Below are 18,358 nucleotides of genomic sequence, written 5' to 3' on the forward strand. Positions count from 1 at the left end.
CCGCCATGGGACGGGTCACCGAGCGCCGCCGCACCATTCGCATCCGGGACGGAGTGGTCTCCGCCCGCCCCGACACACTCGTCGCCGAGGAGCCTCTGGAGATCCGGCTGAACGGCAGGCCGCTGGCGATCACAATGCGTACGCCGGGCGACGACTTCGCACTGGCCGCGGGCTTCCTCGTCAGCGAGGGCGTGATCGGTGACGGCTCCGAGGTGCAGTCCATCGTGTACTGCGCGGGGGCGACGGCGGACGGCGTGAACACGTACAACGTGGTGGATGTGAAGCTCGCGCCCGGCGTGCAGGTCCCCGACATCACGCTGGAGCGCAACGTCTACACGACGTCGTCCTGCGGGTTGTGCGGCAAGGCGAGCCTCGACGCGGTCCGCACCACGACCCGGCACCCGATCGCCGACACTCCCCCGGTCCGTGTGGAGCCCGCGCTGCTCTCGGCCCTTCCCGACCGGCTGCGCGAGTCGCAGCGTGTCTTCGACCGGACCGGGGGGCTGCACGCTGCGGCGCTGTTCACCGAGACGGGAGAACTCCTCGACGTCCGGGAGGACGTCGGCCGGCACAACGCGGTCGACAAACTCGTCGGCCGGGCCCTGACCGACCACCGGCTGCCACTGTCCCGGGCGATTCTGCTGGTGTCGGGGCGGGCCTCGTTCGAGCTGGCCCAGAAGGCGGTGATGGCCGGGATCCCGATGCTCGCCGCGGTCTCGGCGCCGTCGTCGCTCGCCGTCGATCTGGCTGCCGAGACCGGACTGACCCTGGTCGGCTTCCTGCGGGGTCCGTCCATGAACGTGTACGCGGGTGACCACCGCATCGCCCTGGAGGCGACGGTCGGCCAGGGCTGAACCGCCCGGCCCGCAACACGGGTCAGGGATCCGGCCGGCGGGGAGCGCCCCCTGCGCCGGCCGGTCCCGCCCCCGTGAGTATGTCGTCGGCCCGTGCGGAGGCGGTAGAACGAGCCGTCGGGCCGCACCACCGATCAGCAGCTCACGCCACGGGCGAGCCGGTCAGCCCACCGCGACGGGCTCCTCCGCCACGGCACCGCTCGCCGAAGTCCCGAGCCGCTCCCGGTGCCCCTGCCGCGGATCCTGCGGGTCGAGCGGATCCAACGGGTCGCGCGAGCGACGCTTCGCGATCACCGCGCACACCATCAGCTGCATCTGATGGAAGAGCATCAGCGGCAACACGGCCAGGCTCGCGTGTGCCCCGAAGAGCACGCTCGCCATCGGCAGCCCAGCGGCCAGGCTCTTCTTCGAACCGGCGAACTGAATGGCGATCCGGTCCCCGCGGTCGAAGCCGAGCCGCTTCGCCCCGTACCAGGTCAGTGTGAGCATCAGCGCGAGCAGCACCGCTTCGGCGGCGAGCAGCGCACCGAGCCGGGCCGGGGTGACCTGGTGCCAGATGCCGGCGACCATGCCCTCGCTGAACGCGGTGTAGACGACCAGCAGGATCGAGCCCCGGTCCACATAGCCGAGCACCTTCTTGTGGCGGGTGATGAACCCGCCGATCCAGCGGCGCAGCAGCTGCCCGGCGACGAACGGCAGCAGCAGCTGGACCCCGATCTTCAGCAGTGCGTCCGCCGAGAATCCGCCACCGCTGTTGCCGAGCACCGCGGCGGCGAGCAGCGGGGTGAGGAAGATCCCGGCGAGCGAGGAGAAGGATCCCGCGCAGATCGCCGCCGGCACGTTGCCGCGGGCGATCGAGGTGAACGCGATCGACGACTGGATGGTCGACGGGACGAGACAGAGGAAGAGGAAGCCGCTGTAGAGCTGGGGCGTCAGGACGTACGGAACCAGGCTTTCGCCCGCCAGGCCCAGCAGCGGGAACGCGACGAACGTGCAGATCAGGACGGTGAGGTGGAGCCGCCAGTGCTTGAGTCCGTCGAGCGCCTCGGCGGTCGAGAGTCGGGCCCCGTACAGGAAGAAGAGAAGGGCGACCGCTCCGGTCGATGCGCCGCCCGCCACGTCCGCGGCGCCCCCGGACGCCGGCAGCAGCGCCGCAAGCGCGACGGTGCCGATCAGCGCCAGGATGTACGGGTCGATCGGCAGCCAGGACGGCAGCTTCAGGGTGCGGCGGCTCATGTGCTCCACGTGTTCTCTCGTTCAGGTCGTGCCCTCTCCATCTTGCTCTTGATCACCGCAATCGGGAATCCCGCATACCGCTCTCACTGTCATCACGCATCGCGATAACCTGGCACTATGTACGACCCTGCACAGCTCCGTACCTTTCTCGCCGTCGCCCAGACGCTGAGTTTCACCCAGGCCGCCCGCCGGCTCGGCGTGCGGCAGTCCACGGTGAGCCAGCATGTACGCCGGCTCGAGGACGCGACGGGACGGCAGTTGTTCACCCGGGACACGCACCGGGTCGATCTCACCGGGGACGGCGAGGCGATGCTCGGCTTCGCCCGGACGATCCTGCAGGCCCATGAGCGGGCAGCGGCGTTCTTCACCGGTACCCGGCTGCGCGGGCGGCTGCGGTTCGGGGCCTCCGAGGACTTCGTGCTGACCCGGATGCCGGAGATCCTGGAGTCGTTCCGCCGCGACCACCCTGAGGTCGAGCTGGAGCTGACCGTGGAGCTCTCCGGGACGCTGCACCGGCAGCTGGCGGCGGGCCGGCTCGATCTGGTCCTCGCCAAGCGGCGGACCGGCGACACGCACGGTGAGCTGGTCTGGCAGGACACGCTGACCTGGATCGGCGCACCGCACGTGCGGATCGATCCGGACCGTCCGGTGCCGCTGGTCCTCTTTCCGCCGCCGGGCATCACCCGGGCGCGCGCCCTGGAGGTGCTGGAGGAGCACGGCCGGTCGTGGCGGGTCGCCTGTACGAGTACGAGCCTCAGCGGACTGATCGCGGCGGCCCATGCCGGGCTGGGCGTGATGGCGCACACCCGCGGCCTCATCCCGCCGGGACTGACCCCGGTGCCGGCCAGGGCGGGTCTGCCGGAGCTCGGCGATGTGGACTTCGTCCTGCTGCACGGCCGCCGCCGGGACGCGGCGCAGGAGGCGGCGGACGCGCTCGCGGCGGCGATCCTGGCGGGAGGCGACCGGCTGATGCGCTCCGTCGGCGGGATCAACGCAATAAGCGGCCGCGAGGGCGCGTGACCGAGGCGTACAGATTCGGTGGAGATTCCGGCGCAAGCTACTTACTCCTCCGTCAGATGTGCGCCCGAGCCTTGCCCATGTGGCCGGATATTTGTGGCTGACCTGTGCAGATGCCACGGTTTCCGGAGCCTCCGGGCCCTCCCGCCGCGCCGCCCGATCAGGTAGCGTCACGGCGCTGTGCGGAGCGCCACAAGGAGCAGTTCATTGCGCGAGTTCACGGTCCCACCCATGGCGGCCGCGCCCCACGTCGGCGGTCTGGCTGATGTCGTCTTCGACTACCCGGAGGAGGACCCGCATCGGATTGCGCTCGGCCGGAAGGACGCGAGCGGACGCTGGCGTGACATCACCGCCGCGACGTTCCGTGACGAAGTGCTGGCCCTCGCCAAGGGGCTGATCGCCCACGGAGTCCGGTTCGGTGACCGGGTCGCGCTGATGTCCCGAACCCGCTACGAGTGGACGCTCTTCGACTTCGCGCTGTGGACGGTCGGTGCCCAGTCCGTGCCGATCTACCCGACGTCCTCGGCCGAGCAGGTCTTCTGGATGCTGCACGACGCCGATGTCTCCGCCGTCGTGGTCGAGCACGAGGACCACGCGATGACGGTCGCCTCGGTGATCGACCGGCTGCCCGGGCTGAGGCGGCTGTGGCAGCTGGATGCCGACGCGGTGACCGAACTCGTCGACGCGGGCACCCACGTCGAGGACGAGGTGGTGCACCGGCACCGGCGCGCGGTGACGCCCGAGTCCGTGGCGACCATCATCTACACCTCGGGTACGACGGGCCGGCCCAAGGGCTGTGTGATCACCCACGCCAACTTCATGTTCGAGACGGACACCATGGCCTCCCGGTGGGAGTCGGTCTTCCACTCCAAACCGGGCGACGAGGCCGCCACACTCCTCTTCCTGCCCCTGGCGCATGTCTTCGGCCGGATGGTGGAGGTCACGGCGATCCGCGGCCGGGTGAAGCTGGGTCACCAGCCGGAGCTGTCGGCGAAGGCGCTGATGCCGGACCTGCTGACGTTCCGGCCGACGTTCATCCTGGCGGTGCCGTACATCTTCGAGAAGGTCTTCAACGGCGCCCGGCGCAAGGCCGAGGCGGAGGGCAAGCTCGGGCCGTTCGACAAGGCCTTCGACGTCGCGGTGAGGTACGCGGAGGCGATGGAGCACAAGGCGTTCGGAACCGGCCCGGGGCCCTCGCCGGGGCTGCGGATGCAGCACCAGTTCTTCGACAAGGTCGTGTACAAGAAGGTCCGCGAGGCAATGGGCGGCCGGGTGCGGCACGCCATGTCGGGCGGCTCCGGGATGGAGCGGCAGCTCGGTCTGTTCTTCGAGGGCGCCGGCATCACGGTGTACGAGGGGTACGGACTGACCGAGTCGACTGCGGCGGCCACCGCCAATCCGCCGGAGCGCACCCGGTACGGCACGGTCGGGCAGCCGATCCCCGGCACCACCGTGCACATCGCCGACGACGGCGAGATATGGGTGTACGGCCAGAATGTCTTCGGCGGCTATCTGGGCGACCCGAAGGCCACCGACGCGGTGCTGCACGACGGCTGGCTGGCCACCGGCGACCTGGGTGCGCTCGACGAGGACGGCTATCTGACCATCACCGGGCGGAAGAAGGAGATCCTGGTGACGTCGGGCGGCAAGAGTGTGTCGCCGGCCGGTCTGGAGGAGCGGGTGCGGGCGCATCCGCTGGTCGCGCAGTGCATCGTGGTCGGCAACGACCGGCCGTACATCGCGGCGCTGGTGACCGTGGACCAGGAATCCGTGGACCACTGGCTCTCCATGCAGGGGCGGCCGCCGATGAGGGCGGCGGACCTGGTGCGCGACCCGGATCTGGAGATGGAGGTCCGGCGGGCGGTGGTGGCGGCCAACACGGCGGTGTCGCAGGCCGAGTCGATCCGTACGTTCCGGATACTGGCGCATCAGTTCACCGAGGAGCACGGTCTGCTGACCCCGTCGCTGAAGCTGAAGCGGAAGGCGATCGAGACGACGTACGCCGCCGAGGTGGACGCGCTGTACCGCTGAGGCGTACCCGGGGCGCCATCCTGAAATGCCTCTCGCCGGGAATGCATCACGGCCCGTGATCGTTGACCCTGGGAATACCAAACCGACGACGTAAGGATCGACCGCTCGTGAGCCAGGTCCCCTCCATCACCCTCAACAATGGCGTCGAGATGCCGCAGCTCGGTTTCGGTGTCTGGCAGGTGCCGGACACCGAGGCGGCGAAGGCGGTCAGGACAGCCATCGAGTCCGGGTACCGGAGCATCGACACCGCCGCGATCTACGAGAACGAGCAGGGCACGGGCGAGGCCATCGCCACCTCCGGTGTCGCCCGTGAAGAGCTGTTCGTCACCACGAAGCTGTGGAACAGCCAGCAGGGCTACGACGCCACCCTGCGGGCGTTCGACGCCTCGCTCGACAAGCTGGGTCTCGACTATGTCGACCTGTACCTGATCCACTGGCCGGTGCCGGCCAAGGACGCGTACATCGACACGTACAAGGCCTTCGAGAAGATCTACGCCGACGGCCGCGCGAAGGCCATCGGTGTCTCGAACTTCCTGCCCGAGCACCTGGAGCGGCTGCTCGGCGAGACCTCCGTGGTCCCCGTGATCAACCAGATCGAGCTGCACCCGCAGCTCCAGCAGGCGGAGTCCCGCGCCTTCCACGCCAAGCACGGCATCGCGACCGAGGCCTGGTCGCCGCTGGGTCAGGGCAAGGGCCTCCTGGAGGTCCCGACGGTCGTCGCGGTCGCCCAGAAGCACGGTCGCACGCCCGCGCAGGTGGTGCTCCGCTGGCACATCCAGACAGGCAATGTGGTGATCCCGAAGTCCGTGACGCCGTCGCGGATCGCGGAGAACCTCGATGTGTTCGGCTTCGAGCTGGACGCCGACGACCTCGCCGCGTTCGCCGCGCTGGACGAGGGCAAGCGCATCGGCCCGAACCCGGGCGAGTTCAACCTCGGCGCCTGAGCCCTGCCGCTCCACGACCGAATCACGCGGAACCGCCGCCCGGCCTCGCGCCGGGCGGCGTCCGTATGCCCGAACCTGGAGGACCGCACCATGAGCGGGGAGACCGCACCCGTCGTCGAACCGGGCCTGTACCGGCTGCGCAATGTGGGCAGCGGGCTGCTGCTGGAGGTGTACGGCTCCGCCAAGGGCAGTGGCGCCAATGTGCAGCAGGGCAGCGAGAAGCCGGACGGGGCGGGCGCCCAGCACTGGCAGCTCTCACCGGTGCACGAGGGCGCCGCCCTCTACCACCTGACCAACGCGCACAGCGGCAAACGGCTGGACGTCGCCAACGCCTCCACGGAGAACGGCGCCAATGTCCAGCAGTGGAAGGCCAACAACTACGGCGCCCAGGAATGGCTGGTCGAACAGCACCTGGATGCGCCGGGCACCGTGACCCTGGTCAGCTTCATCAGCGGACTCGTCCTCGAAGTGGCCGACGGCAGCACCGCGGACGGCGCCAACGTCCAGCAGTGGGAGGACACCGACTCCCCCGGCCAGTGGTGGCAGTTGGAACCGGTGCCCCAGGTGCGCTGAGGGCTTTCCCGTAATCCCTGGTGGATCAGCGCACGGTATCGGATGCGGCGCATCGCAAGGCGGAGCGGCGTCCTCATACCGGTCGTATTCGGGCGTTCCGACAACGGAGGGGGTATCCCCGTGCCGTTGAGGCTACAGGGGAGAGGTGCCGTGGCTGTCGACGTGCGCCCGCCAGGGACTACGGGACAGCCGCCCTAGGCGCGCCGGGCCAGGTGGACCGTGCGTGCCGTGAGCAGGAAGACGTCCGGGCGGTGGCGCAGCCCGGCCGGGTCGTCGGGGTCGAGCAGCCGGTCGAGTGCGGCGAGGTCGTCGGCGGTGAGCGCGTCGCCGAACATGTCGCGCCGCCAGGCGAATTCGGCGATGACATGGTCGCGGGCCTGGTCGGAGAGTGGTGCGGGCAGGTCGAGCAGGAAGCTGCGGGTGCCCTGCGGGGCCAGCCCCACCGCGGTGAACAGGGCCCTCCAGTCCTCGATCTCCCGCTTGGCGTCCGGAAGGGACGCCCGCATCTCCTCGAACCAGTCCGCGGTCACCGCGTCGAGCCTCGCCTCCAGGCCCGGCCGGCCGAACCCGATGTCACGCGGCAGCTGACGGGGCGGCAGCCCGCCCTCGACGAGGGCGACGGTGCCACCCGGGCGCAGCAGCCCCGCGAAACCGGCGAGGACGGCGCGCTGGTCACCCATGTGGTGCAGCGCGTTGCCCGCCCAGATCAGGTCCGCGTCCCCCAGCTTCGCCAGTTCGTCCGGGAGCTCCGCGTGCAGCGTACGGACGCGGTCACCGAGGCCGAGCCGTTCGGCGCGGGCCCGGGTGCGCTCCAGCAGCGCCGGGGTGCCGTCCACGGCGACGACTTCCGCTTCCGGGAACGCCTCGGCGAGCAGACACGCGATCACGCCGGGGCCGCTGCCGATGTCGAGGACCCGGCGTACCCGCGGGGCGGTGGGAAGGCCGGCGATCCAGCGGGTGGCCTCCTGGTACTGCGGGCTGCTGAGCTCGGCGTTCCGCTCCAGGAGCGGGCTCATGACGTCCCAGTCGATGTCGGTGGTGTCGTGGTGAGGGCTGTGCGCGGCACGGTCGTGCCGACCGTGGGCGGTGTCGTGGTGGGGGCCGTGATCGGCATGCTTCGTCATGCGGACAAGACTCGCCCCGTGTCAGGTGTCCGGCAAAGCTTTGTTGCCGGTCCGGCAAACCGTCGTTCCTCGCGTCACTCATACGCTTGGGCGCCGTGTGCGGACCATCCGTGGAGCACGGTCTCCCGCCGTCAGTCCCGGCGGCGGAACACCAGCAACCGGTACTCCGGGTCGCGGCGCGGCCGGTCCGGGTCGGGCAGGGCCAGCAGCGCCGCCGCGAGCCGTTCGGCCGCCGCCCCCGACAGCTCCAGACGCGAGACGAAATCGCCCCTGCGTACACTTCGCGCCGCCGCCTGCGGTGTCCGCCCCTGTCCATGGCCGAGGAAGCGGGCCTCCCCCACCACGTCGAGCCCGGCTTCCGCCCCGTACGGGACGACCAGTTCCTCGCTGTCCGACGGCTTCGGCCTCAGATAGGGGGCGAACGCCTCGTCGATGTCGCTGCCCACGTCGTGCGCCGCGTCCTTGTCGACCGTGGTGACGAACACCCCGCCGGGCCGCAGTACCCGGGCCGCCTCGGACACCACCGCCCGGACCTCCCCCGCTCCCCGCAGCAGATGCAGCAGCCAGATCGCACCGACCGCGTCGACCGTCGCCGCGCCCAAGGGCAGACACCGCGCGTCGGCGAGCGCCACCGCGCCGATCCGCTGCCGGGCGAGCCGCGCCATTCCGTACGACGCATCGGTGCCCAACACCTTCAGTCCGGGCCGGGCCGCCGCGATCCGCTGGGTGACCAGCCCCGTACCGCAGCCGATGTCCAGCAGCGTGCGCGCGGACTCCGGGACCAGGCCCAGCACGGCGCGGGCTGCGGACTCGGCCCTGGGCACGCCACCGCGGGTCGCGTCGTAGACAGCCGCCTCGGTGTCGTAGTCGAGCATGCCGCCGACTGTAGGACACCGGCCGGACCTCGGTGGGCGCTGCCGGAAAACTCCGGATACGCGCTACGACCGACGGCGCGGCTTGCCGCGCTTGCCGCCCTTCGGACCGCCGGAACCACCCCGTGGGCTCTTGCCGGCCGACTTGCCGGCCGCGGGCTTCCGCCGTGCGTCGCCCGCGTCGGGGCGCTTGCGCTGCTTCGGCTGGGGCGGGGTGGCGGTGCGGCCACGGGTGCTGTTCACGGTCCGCCCCCGGACGATCCCGATGAAGTCCTCCACCATGTCGGTGGTTGCGTCCTCCGGCCACGACAGTGCGATGCGCGACTCGGGAACGCCGGTGACCGGCCGGTACGTGAGGTCCTTGCGGTGGTGCAGGCGGGCCAGCGACTGCGGGACGATCAGCAGTCCCACTCCTGCCGCCACCAGTTCGATGGCGTCCGCCGTCGTGGCGGGGCGCTCGATCGCGGGCCGTCCCGGCGGACGCTCCCAGTCGAGGGTGTCGTCGAGGGGATGCAGCACGATCTCGTCGGCCAGATCCTCGGCGGACACCTCGTCGACCGCTGCCGCGATGTGGTCCTTCGGGATCACGACCACCGTCGTCTCGGTGTACAGGGGGATCGCGCTGAGGTCCGTCCGGTCGATCGGCAGCCGCACGAATCCCGCGTCGGCGCCGCCGTCCCGCAGCACGTCGGATGCCTCCGCGGCGGTCACCGCGACGAGGGTCAGTGGGATCTCGGGCAGCCGCTCGTTCCAGATACGCACCCACTTGGTCGGCGTCACGCCTGGTACATACGCGAGCCGGAAAGAAGGGGGGATCTCGGAGCCTGTCACCCCGCCAGGTTACCGGTCGTGGTCGGAGGTCTCGCACACGCTCGCTACTCTTGACACCATGACGTCGCACCAGACCACCCAGACCATGAAGCCCGCAACCGCGGCGAAGAAACTGGGTGTGTACCTCGAGGCCACCCCCGCCGAGTTCCAGGAGGGTGTCGTCTCGCGCAGCGAGCTCAACGCGCTGCAGGCCGATCCGCCCGAGTGGCTGCAGGAACTGCGGCGCAACGGCCCCCACCCCCGTCCGGTGGTCGCGGCGAAGCTCGGCATCTCCATCTCGGGTCTCGCGCGTGGCGGCATCACGGACGCCCTCACCACGGAACAGATCGAGGCGTTGAAGAAGGACCTTCCCGAGTGGCTGCAGAAGGAACGCGCCATCCAGGCCGAGGTCCGGAAGGAAGCGGTCCGCATCAAGGAGAAGAACGCGGAGCAGGACGACCGGACTCGCTGACCTCCCTCCCCCGCGCTCGACGGCTGCGGACGCGGCCGTCGCCGCGGTGAGCGGGCACACCCGGGCGGCGTACGCGGACGCGATGGAGCGCAGCGACACCGATGCGCGTTGGCTCGCCGCGCACCCCCGGTTCGGCGCGGCGCCCTGACGAGCGCTGCACCCTGGTTCTGCCACCGCGCCATCGCGCCCTGCGTGGCGCCCCCCGTTCCATCACTGGCGTTACGTGCGTCACTCGCGCTTCGTCAGTGCGCGCCGTGTCCCGTAGCGACCGCCTCCACCCGCGCCGCCAGCGTCAGGTCCTTCTCGGTGACCGCACCGCCCGCATCGTGCGTGTGCACGGCCAGGGCAACAGTGTTGTATCCGAGCGTCAGATCGGAGTGATGGTTCAGCTCGTCCTGGATCTGGGCGACATGGACGGCCAGTGCGGCGGCGGCGAAGTGCGAGGCGAGCCGGTAGGTACGGGTGATCCGGTCACCCTCCAGCGCCCATCCGGGCAGCTCGCTCAGCCGGTCCTCGATCTCTTTCTGCGACAGCGGTTCGGTGGGCACGGGGCGGCTCCCTCACGAGGTCGGTTGCTGATGGGCGGTGGCGGTGACGTTACGGTCTCCGTATGACAACTGTCGCGCTTGACACGGGGGTAGGGCCACTGCTGCGCAGCTGGCGTCAGCAGCGGCGGATCAGCCAGCTGGAACTGGCCCTGCGCGCCGACTCCTCGGCCCGTCACATCTCCTTCATCGAGACGGGCCGTTCGCGCCCCAGCGAGGAGATGATCCTGCGGCTGGCCGATCATCTCGACATCCCGGTCAGGGAACGCAACGCCTTGCTGGTGGTGGCCGGTTACGCGCCCCGCTACGCGGAGACCGCGCTCGACGACCCGGCGATGGGCGCGCTGCGCGACGGCATGGAGCAGCTGTTGCAGGGGTACGACCCGTATCCGGCGCTCGTCGTCGACGGCACGTACACCGTGGTGGCGGCCAATCGAGGCATCGCGATGCTGCTGGAAGGGGTGGCGGAGCATCTGCTCGCCCCGCCGCTGAACGCCATGCGGCTCACCCTTCATCCGCAGGGTCTCGCCCCGCGCATCCGTAATCTGCGGGCGTGGCGGGCGGATCTGCTGGCGCAGATGGAGCGTCAGATCGCGCTGGCCCGTTCGGCGGAGCTGCGTGAACTGTACGAGGAGGTCGCCGCCTATCCGGTGCCGGACGGCGCCGGCGGTCAGGACGAGCCGGCGGGGCCGCCTTCGGCGCTGTCGTTCGCGCTGCCGCTGGTGATCGAGCACCACGGGCGGGTGCTGTCGTTCGTCTCCTCCATCGCGACGTTCAATACGCCGATGGATGTCACGGTGGCCGAGTTGGCGATCGAGACGTTCCTGCCCGCCGATCAGGAGACCGCCTCGTATCTGCGGTCGCTCGCCTCCTGACGGCCGGGCGTCACGTGCGGCCCCCGCCGGGCGCGAGGTGTCATTTCTTGGGGAGGGGGCGGGTCCACGGGGCGTCGGTACGCGCCAGGACGGTCGCCGCCGCGCTCGCCGCCGCCAGGATGACCGCGGCGAGCAGCAGGGGCAGCGTCGGGTGTCCGTTCAGGACGGCGAGGGCTCCGACGACGGCGCCGAGCAGCATGGCGCAGGCCGAGACCACCCGCCGTCCGGCCTTGTTGCCGGCTCCTCCGGTGAGATGGCTGTCGGCGGCGATGCCGGTGATGGTGAGGGTCAGCACCGTGGTGGTGAGGTCGGGGACCGCGAGAGCGCGGGAGACGGCGTTCTGCACGCCGAGGCCGAGGGCGAGCAGCACGATGAGGGTGAAGCGGACCCCTCCCACGAACGGAGTGCCGGACACCAGCGTGACGATCACGGCGGCCGCGACGCACACGGTCTCGGCGAGGAGCGCGTACTGGAGCATTCTGCCCCGGTGGGCGTGGGTGCGGTGCACGAGCAGGCCGCCGAGCAGCGCCCCGGTGACGAAGGCGGCGAGAGCGACGAGCGAGGCGGCGACCGAGAAACCGGGGGCCCCGGCGAACGCGAAGCCGGAGAAGACCACGTTGCCGGTCATGTTGGCGACGAAGACCCTGCCCAGCTGCAGATAGCTGACGGCGTCGACCAGGCCGGTGACGACGGTCAGGGCGAGCATCAGGGGCGGCAGCGGCCCGTGCCGGTCGGTCATGTCCGGTACGAGGGTGGCCCAGGCCTCACGCAGCAGGACGGGCATGAGCACGCTCCAATCACCGGGACGGAATCAGGATTGTGCCGTGATCGGGATGCGGAACGCAGGACCGCCGCAGCGTGTGCCGCCCCCGCACCGGTGGGTGGGGGCGGCACACGCTACGGGAGCGAAGCGCTTATACGCGCGCCCCGTTGTCGAGCGGGTCCCGGCGTTTCGCTCCCGCGCCGGACGTGCGTCCGCCCGCGCGCTTGCGTGCGGGCGGCGGAGCCTTGCTGCTCCTCTCCAGGGTGAGCGCGACCGGTACGGCGGTCAGGACGGAGGAGTACGTGCCGACGCAGATGCCGATGAGCAGGGCGAGCGCGAAGTCCGCGAGGGAGTCGCCGCCCAGCACGGCGAGGGCGGCCAGGATGAAGAGGGCGCCCATGCCGGTGTTGACGGTTCTGGGCACGGTCTGCAGGACGGCACGGTTGGCGATGGTCGTCACGGATTCGCGGCGTGCCTTCGCCCACAGTTCGCGGACCCGGTCGAAGACGACCACCGAGTCGTTGACGGAGTAGCCGATGACGGTGAGAAGTGCGGCCAGGAAGATGCCGTCGACGGTGCGGCCGAGCCAGGCGAACGCGCCGACCAGCAGGATGACGTCGTGGACGAGCGCGGCGACCGATGCCAGGGCGAACGTCCAGCGGAACCGGACCGCCAGATAAGCGAGTTGTACGAGGACGGCGACGGCGAGCGCGATCAGCGCGTTGCGCCGCAGTTCGTCGCCGAGGCTGGGGCCGATGAGTTCGTCGCGGACCTTGGTGGTGTGACCGCCCTCCTCGGCAAGGGCGGCGCGCAGGGCGTGCTCCTGGTGGTTGTCGAGGTCTCCCGTGCGTACGGAGAGGTCGCCGGCGCCCGCCGTGGTGACCTCGGCGTCGCCGAACCCCGCTCCGGCCAGGACGGTGCGGGCGGTCTCCACGTCGACGGGCCGGCTGGTGGAGTACTCGACGAGCCGGCCGCCGGTGAACTCCACGCCCAGGTTGACACCCCGTACGACGATGCCGAGAACCGCGACGGTGATCAGGGCCGTGGAGATCAGCAGCCAGCGACGAGGGGACCGGAACAACTGCGGATCGCGGCGGGCCAGCCAGGTCCGTACGCGTCCGGGGCGTGCGATGCCGTTGACGCCCCGGTAGTCGCTGACGAACCGCGAGCGGGACGCGATCTCGGTGAGGGCGCGAGCGATGACGAGCGCCGAGAACATCGACGCGAGAACACCGATGGCGAGCGTGACCCCGAAGCCCTTGACCGGTCCCGAGCCGAGGAAGAAGAGCAGACCGGCCGCGATCAGTGTGGTCACGTTGGAGTCGGCGACCGCGCTCCAGGCGTTACGGAACCCGGCGGTCATCGCGGAGCGCAGGGAGCGGCCGGACCGTTCCGCGTACTCCTCTCTGGCGCGTTCGAAAACCAGCACGTTGGCGTCGACCGCCATCCCGATGGCGAGGACGAATCCGGCGAGTCCGGGGAGGGTGAGGGTGACGCCGAGAGCGACCAGCGCGGCGTACGAGACGACTCCGTACGCGGCCAGGGCCACCGCGGCGAGTGCGCCGAAGAGCCGGTAGACGAACGTGATGAAGAGGGCGGTGGCGGCGGCGCCGATGAGGGCGGCCCGGGCGCTGGCATCGATGGCGGCGGCGCCCAGCGTCGGGCCGACGGTCCGCTGTTCGACGATCTCGACGGGGAGGGGCAGCGCGCCGCCCTTGATGAGCAGCGCGAGATCGCGGGCCTCGTCTGCGCCGAAGGAGCCGGTGATCTGCGTGGAGCCGGACGGGAGGCCCACGTTGCAGCCGACGGACGGGGCGACCTGGGGGGAGGAGATGACCTGGTCGTCGAGGACGATCGCGACCCGCCGCCGTTCGTCCTGAGCGGGATGGCAGGCGGCTTCGCCGGTCAGCCGGGTCCAGTCCCGGCCCGCACTCTTGTGGAAGTCGAGGGCGACGGTCCAGCCGGCGCCCTGCTGGGCGTCGAAGGAGGCCCCGGCGTCCTTGACGCCCGCGCCGGTGAGCCGGGCCGGGCCGAGGGCGAGAGGGCGGCCCTCCTCGTCGGGCAGCGTCGGCCCGGCGGCCTCGCCCTTCTCCTGTTCCGTGCCCGGGCCCTGGACGGCGTGGAAGCTGAGCTGGGCGGTCCTGCCGATGACTTCGGCGGCCTTGCGAGGGTCCTGGACATCGGGCAGTTCGACGATGATCCGGTCCTCACCGGACCGGGTCAGGGTCGGTTCGGCGACGCCGAGCGAGTCGATGCGCAGGCGCAGCACCTCAAGGGTCCGGTCGGTGCTCTCCCGGTCCGCCTTCGTGGTGGCGGAGTCCGTGGCCTGGAGCACCATCCTGGTGCCGCCCTGAAGATCGAGGCCGAGTCTGGGTGACATGGTCAGCGTGATGAGCACGGAGACGAGCAGCACGGCCGCAGCCAGGACCGCTCGCACCGTGGTGGCGCGAGTCATGGAAATCCTCCGAGGGACGCCGGCCGCCCTCACCTCGGCGAGGACGCGCCGTCAGATCTGTCGAGCAGAACGGTGGCCGAGGGAACGGTCCGTCCTCGGAGGGCCGCGTACGCCGGGGAGCGCCACGCGGAAGCGGTCGGCTGCGAAGGAGGGGGCGTCCGGGGCCTGTTGCAGAGCGGGAAGCGGTACCTGGATGCCGCCCGGCCCCGGCAGCAGGGCGCCGCCGGGGCCGGGCGGCGGGAGCTGGTGCTGAATGCGGATGTGGTCGGTGGCGACCCAGGGGCGGGGAACGGCCGGGAGGTCTGTGCGGTCGTGGCCGGTCGCCGTGGCCGTGCGGGTCCGCCGGGTGTCGTGCGGGGGGCCGGGGCGGGCGGTCCGGTCGGTGCGCTGGGCGGGCGTCGGGGCGGTGGGCGGGTGCGCGGCGGCGGACGCAGGACCGGTCAGGGAGCGTGGCGGGGTTACGCCTCCGGCGGCCGCGACGGCTGCGGACGCACCGCCGACGACGGTGAGCACGACGAGGACGAGCACGACCAGGGCCTGACGGGCCGCCGTCGTGCGCCCTCGGCGCGCCGTACGGCGGGCCGGGCTGTTCGGTCGCCGTCCCGGGGGTGTGTACCCCGGGGGCGGCCCCGGCAAGGTGGTCACCTCACCGGGCCGGGCAGGGCCGGCGCTGCACCGGCGTGCCGGAGCGCGGAGCCGAGGATCAGCCCCGCGCCGCGGACCACCGTGGTGGCCGGGTCGTCGGCGAGCCGCACCGGAACCCCGAGGCGGACCGCGATCCGGTTGGTGATGTCGGGGCGCAGCGCACCGCCTCCGGCGAGCAACGGCCCCTTGCGCAGGGCGCCGAGGACCGCGCCGTGCCGGTCCTGCCGCCACATCTCCATGATCATGTCCAGTGCGGTGCGGACGACGGCGGTGGGCGGCTCGGCGGGTCCGAGGTCACTGAGCCCGGTCTCGGCCTGGCGGGCGTCACGGACCATTCCGTCGACCAGGAGGGTGACTTCGGTCAGCTCGGCCCCGATGTCGACGACGAGCAGCGGGCCGCCGTCCTGCGGTCCGGCGTATGCGGCGGCGGCTCTGGCGCTGTCCAGCACGATGATGCGCGTCGGCCCGAGTGCGGCGAGCAGCTCCCGCACCTCGGCCCGGTGTTCGGGCCCGGCAAGGACCGGGTGGCTGAGGACGATCAGGGTCTCGCTCCGGTCGGCGCCCAGAGCCGTGTCGGCGATGCGGCTGAGCATCCGGCCGCAGGACTCGGGGTCGACGATGCGCCCGCGTCGGACCGGACGGCCGTGACCGGACCCGCCCTCGGGATCGCCGGTGGACTCGGCGTCGGTGACGATGCCGAGTCCGGGGATCCAGGCGCGGGTGCAGGAGCTGCCGAGGTCGAGGGCGAGTCCGCGGGTGACACCGCGGTATCCGTTGCGGATGGTCCGGCCGTGTCGCCGTCCGTCGTGCGGAGAATGCACCGTCCCTCATCCCCCGGCTTGCCGCAGCAGCCGTTCACACACACGTCGACCCGCTGATAGCGAGGCACGACCGAGCCCTCACTATGCAATAAGAAGGCAAAGAAAGCCACTCTTAGGTAAAATCCAAGGGCTCGGCGCGCCTGTCCGTCCATCCGCGCGGACGGGCGCCCGAGTGTTCCGCCCCTCACACCTCCGACGGCAGGAACTCGGCGATCAGCTCGGCGAACTCGTCCGGCGCGGCGATCCGTACACCGAGATCCTCCGCCTTGGTCCGCTTGGACCCGGCCTTCTCCCCGGCGACCAGCAGCGTGGTGCGCTTGGAGACGCTGGACGACGACTTCCCGCCGGCCCGCTCGACCAGCTCGTTCATCTGATTCCGCGAGAGCTTCTCCAGCGCCCCGGTCATGGCTCCGGTGACCACCACCGTCATCCCGTCCAGCGGCCGTTCGGCCGCCGCCTCGCCGTCCGCGGGGACAGCGGCCCCGTCCGCGTTCTCCTCGCCGGGCTCCGGCGGCGGCGTCGCGCCGGGCTCGACCATGTTGACCCGGGCGGCGACCAGCTTCTCGATCAGCGGGGCGAGCTCCACCAGCTCCGCGACGACGGCCGCGGCCTTCTCCTTGCCGATGCCGTCCACCAGCTGGAGCGCATCGGCATCGGCGGCCCGGATCCGGTCCATGGCCGCGAAATGGCGGGCGATCCGCCGCGACATGGAGCGCCCGGTGCCCCGAACCCCCAGTGCGCAGAAGACCCGGGAGAGCGGCCGGCTGCGCGCCGTCTCGATGGCGGCCAGCAGATTGTCGGTGCTGGTCTCGCCCATCCGCTCCAGGCCGAGCAGCTGCTCGCGTTCGAGAGTGAAGAGATCGGCGAAGTCGGCGACCAGGCCGGCATCGACGAGCTGGACGACGCGGGTCGCGCCGAGCCCTTCGATATCGAGCTGGTCGCGTCCCGCCGCGTACGAGATGGAGGCGACCAGCCGGCAGTCCCGGCCCCGGACACAGCGCCAGCGCTGCTCACCGGTGTCGATCTCGGAGCCGCACTGCGGGCAGGCCTCCGGGAAGACGATCGGCTTCTCGTCGCCGGTCCGCAGATGGGCGACGGGTGCTTCGATGCGGGGGATGATGTCGCCCGCCTTGTAGACCATCACCCGGTCGCCCAGGCGGAGATCGCGGCGGGTGATGTCTGCCGGGTTGTGCAGCGTGGCGTAGCTGACGGTCGATCCGTCGATCTCGACCGGCTCCAGCACGGCGCGCGGCGCGATGATGCCGGTCCTGCCGACGTTCCACTCGACAGCGAGGAGCCGGGTGACCTTCTCGACGGCCGGGAGCTTGTACGCGATGGCCCAGCGCGGCGCCCTGGTCCCCGAACCGGCCTCGCGCTGGTCGGCCGCGAGATCCGCCTTGATCACGATGCCGTCGATGCCGAACGGCAACGAGGCGCGCAGCGCGGCGACTTCCTCGACCCGGGCCTGCACCTCCTCGACGGTGGTGACGGTGCGCGGCGCCACGTCCGTGTCCGCCGCGGTGTGCACGCCGAGCCCGGCGACGTACTCCAGGACCTCGCTGTGCGGGAGTTCGGACAGGGTGCCGGTCAGCTCGCCGGACTCCGGCAGCGGCAGGGCACCGTACGCGAAGAACGTCATCTCGACCGTGTAGGGGCGGTCCTTGGCGCGGAGGGTTCCCGCCGCGCCGTTCCTCGGGTTGGCGAAGGGGGCGCCGCCGTGCTCGGTGCGCACCGTGTTGGCCTGTTCGAACTGCTCGTTCGTCATCAGGATCTCGCCGCGCATCTCGATCGTCACCGGCTCGCCGAGCTGTTCCGGAAGCCCGACGACGGTGCCGATCGCATGCGACACGTCCTCTCCCGCGGTGCCGTCGCCCCGGGTGATCAGGCGCTCCAGCCGGCCCGACCGGTAGCGGGCGGCGACCGCGAGTCCGTCGAGCTTCGGCTCCACGGACCAGGCGGCCACCGGTCTGCCGATCCGGCGCTCCAGGGACGCCGTCCAGGTGACGAACTGCTCGGCGGAGAACACATTGTCCAAGGAGAGCATCGGCACCGTGTGCGGCACGTCCCCGCCCGCGGCGCCGCCGGCGACCTTGCCGCTCGGCGAGGCGGCCAGCACGTCCTGCGGATGCGCCTCCTCGTACGCGGCGATCCCGCGCACCAGCCGGTCGTACGCGTCGTCGTCGAGCGTGCTCTCGCCCGTGGCGTAGTACGCGGCGGCGGCCGCCGAGGCTTCTTCGACCGCAACGGCATAGGCGGCGGCATCGGCGAGCACAACAGCTGAGTTCGTCATGGCCCCCATCCTGCCGCCCACCACTGACAAC

Annotated in this window: 17 protein-coding genes; 7 read left to right on the forward strand and 10 right to left on the reverse strand. The window is 71.2% G+C overall.

Going from position 1 to position 18,358, the window contains the following annotated elements; translation table 11 throughout:
* The first annotated feature begins 5 nt into the window (after positions 1–5).
* A complete protein-coding gene (gene fdhD, locus OHA88_RS11565; protein WP_328625424.1) occupies positions 6–854 on the forward strand; it encodes a formate dehydrogenase accessory sulfurtransferase FdhD in 849 nt (282 codons plus the stop codon).
* Positions 855–1,016: 162 nt separating this feature from the next.
* On the opposite strand, the gene OHA88_RS11570 is transcribed toward fdhD, so the two are convergent.
* Complete coding sequence (locus OHA88_RS11570) at positions 1,017–2,090, reverse strand: bile acid:sodium symporter family protein (protein WP_328625425.1); 1,074 nt, start codon at positions 2,088–2,090, stop codon at positions 1,017–1,019.
* 117 nt (positions 2,091–2,207) lie between these two features.
* Here OHA88_RS11570 and OHA88_RS11575 point away from each other — a divergent pair, with 117 nt between their 5' ends.
* The 4 genes from OHA88_RS11575 (at position 2,208) to OHA88_RS11590 (ending at position 6,655) form a co-directional block, all read left to right on the forward strand.
* Complete coding sequence (locus OHA88_RS11575; RefSeq protein WP_266999934.1) at positions 2,208–3,110, forward strand: LysR family transcriptional regulator; 903 nt, start codon at positions 2,208–2,210, stop codon at positions 3,108–3,110.
* 228 nt (positions 3,111–3,338) lie between these two features.
* A complete protein-coding gene (locus tag OHA88_RS11580; RefSeq protein ID WP_328625426.1) occupies positions 3,339–5,138 on the forward strand; it encodes an AMP-dependent synthetase/ligase in 1,800 nt (599 codons plus the stop codon).
* A gap of 107 nt (positions 5,139–5,245) precedes the next feature.
* A complete protein-coding gene (locus OHA88_RS11585) occupies positions 5,246–6,082 on the forward strand; it encodes an aldo/keto reductase (protein ID WP_328625427.1) in 837 nt (278 codons plus the stop codon).
* A gap of 90 nt (positions 6,083–6,172) precedes the next feature.
* On the forward strand, positions 6,173–6,655 hold the full coding sequence (locus tag OHA88_RS11590; RefSeq protein ID WP_328625428.1) for an RICIN domain-containing protein: 483 nt from the start codon (positions 6,173–6,175) through the stop codon (positions 6,653–6,655).
* Between the two features lie 194 nt (positions 6,656–6,849).
* Here OHA88_RS11590 and OHA88_RS11595 read toward each other — a convergent pair whose 3' ends face one another.
* The 3 genes from OHA88_RS11595 to OHA88_RS11605 all read right to left on the reverse strand — a co-directional run bounded on the left by OHA88_RS11595 (position 6,850) and on the right by OHA88_RS11605 (position 9,482).
* Positions 6,850–7,779 (reverse strand): class I SAM-dependent methyltransferase, encoded by a 930-nt coding sequence (locus OHA88_RS11595; protein WP_328625429.1) that lies wholly within the window; start codon positions 7,777–7,779, stop codon positions 6,850–6,852.
* A gap of 131 nt (positions 7,780–7,910) precedes the next feature.
* Positions 7,911–8,654: a class I SAM-dependent methyltransferase gene (locus tag OHA88_RS11600; protein WP_328625430.1), complete on the reverse strand. Its 744-nt coding sequence runs from the start codon at positions 8,652–8,654 to the stop codon at positions 7,911–7,913.
* A gap of 63 nt (positions 8,655–8,717) precedes the next feature.
* Entirely contained in the window at positions 8,718–9,482 is a 765-nt protein-coding gene (locus OHA88_RS11605) for a LysR family substrate-binding domain-containing protein (RefSeq protein ID WP_328625431.1), read from the reverse strand.
* Between the two features lie 58 nt (positions 9,483–9,540).
* Between OHA88_RS11605 and OHA88_RS11610 the strand changes: the two genes are divergently transcribed.
* Positions 9,541–9,933 (forward strand): DUF5997 family protein, encoded by a 393-nt coding sequence (locus tag OHA88_RS11610; RefSeq protein WP_328625432.1) that lies wholly within the window; start codon positions 9,541–9,543, stop codon positions 9,931–9,933.
* A gap of 242 nt (positions 9,934–10,175) precedes the next feature.
* Here the strand turns inward: OHA88_RS11610 and OHA88_RS11620 are convergent, their stop codons facing one another.
* Positions 10,176–10,481, reverse strand: a complete 306-nt coding sequence (locus OHA88_RS11620) for a 4a-hydroxytetrahydrobiopterin dehydratase (RefSeq protein WP_266999941.1) — start codon at positions 10,479–10,481, stop codon at positions 10,176–10,178.
* 62 nt (positions 10,482–10,543) lie between these two features.
* Between OHA88_RS11620 and OHA88_RS11625 the strand changes: the two genes are divergently transcribed.
* Positions 10,544–11,353: a helix-turn-helix domain-containing protein gene (locus OHA88_RS11625; protein ID WP_328625433.1), complete on the forward strand. Its 810-nt coding sequence runs from the start codon at positions 10,544–10,546 to the stop codon at positions 11,351–11,353.
* A gap of 40 nt (positions 11,354–11,393) precedes the next feature.
* Here OHA88_RS11625 and OHA88_RS11630 read toward each other — a convergent pair whose 3' ends face one another.
* From OHA88_RS11630 to ligA, 5 genes are all read right to left on the reverse strand, one after another.
* Positions 11,394–12,137: a YoaK family protein gene (locus OHA88_RS11630; RefSeq protein WP_328625434.1), complete on the reverse strand. Its 744-nt coding sequence runs from the start codon at positions 12,135–12,137 to the stop codon at positions 11,394–11,396.
* 130 nt (positions 12,138–12,267) lie between these two features.
* A complete protein-coding gene (gene secD, locus OHA88_RS11635; protein WP_328625435.1) occupies positions 12,268–14,571 on the reverse strand; it encodes a protein translocase subunit SecD in 2,304 nt (767 codons plus the stop codon).
* A 51-nt stretch (positions 14,572–14,622) separates the two neighbouring features.
* Positions 14,623–15,207, reverse strand: a complete 585-nt coding sequence (locus OHA88_RS11640) for a hypothetical protein (RefSeq protein ID WP_328625436.1) — start codon at positions 15,205–15,207, stop codon at positions 14,623–14,625.
* A gap of 5 nt (positions 15,208–15,212) precedes the next feature.
* The gene (locus OHA88_RS11645) at positions 15,213–16,037 is read right to left on the reverse strand and encodes a rod shape-determining protein (RefSeq protein WP_425899444.1); all 825 of its coding nucleotides are present in this window, start codon (positions 16,035–16,037) and stop codon (positions 15,213–15,215) included.
* 184 nt (positions 16,038–16,221) lie between these two features.
* A complete protein-coding gene (ligA, locus tag OHA88_RS11650) occupies positions 16,222–18,336 on the reverse strand; it encodes an NAD-dependent DNA ligase LigA (protein WP_328625437.1) in 2,115 nt (704 codons plus the stop codon).
* Positions 18,337–18,358 lie beyond the last annotated feature (22 nt).

The organism is Streptomyces sp. NBC_00353, from assembly GCF_036108815.1.
Taxonomy (GTDB): Bacteria; Actinomycetota; Actinomycetes; order Streptomycetales; family Streptomycetaceae; genus Streptomyces.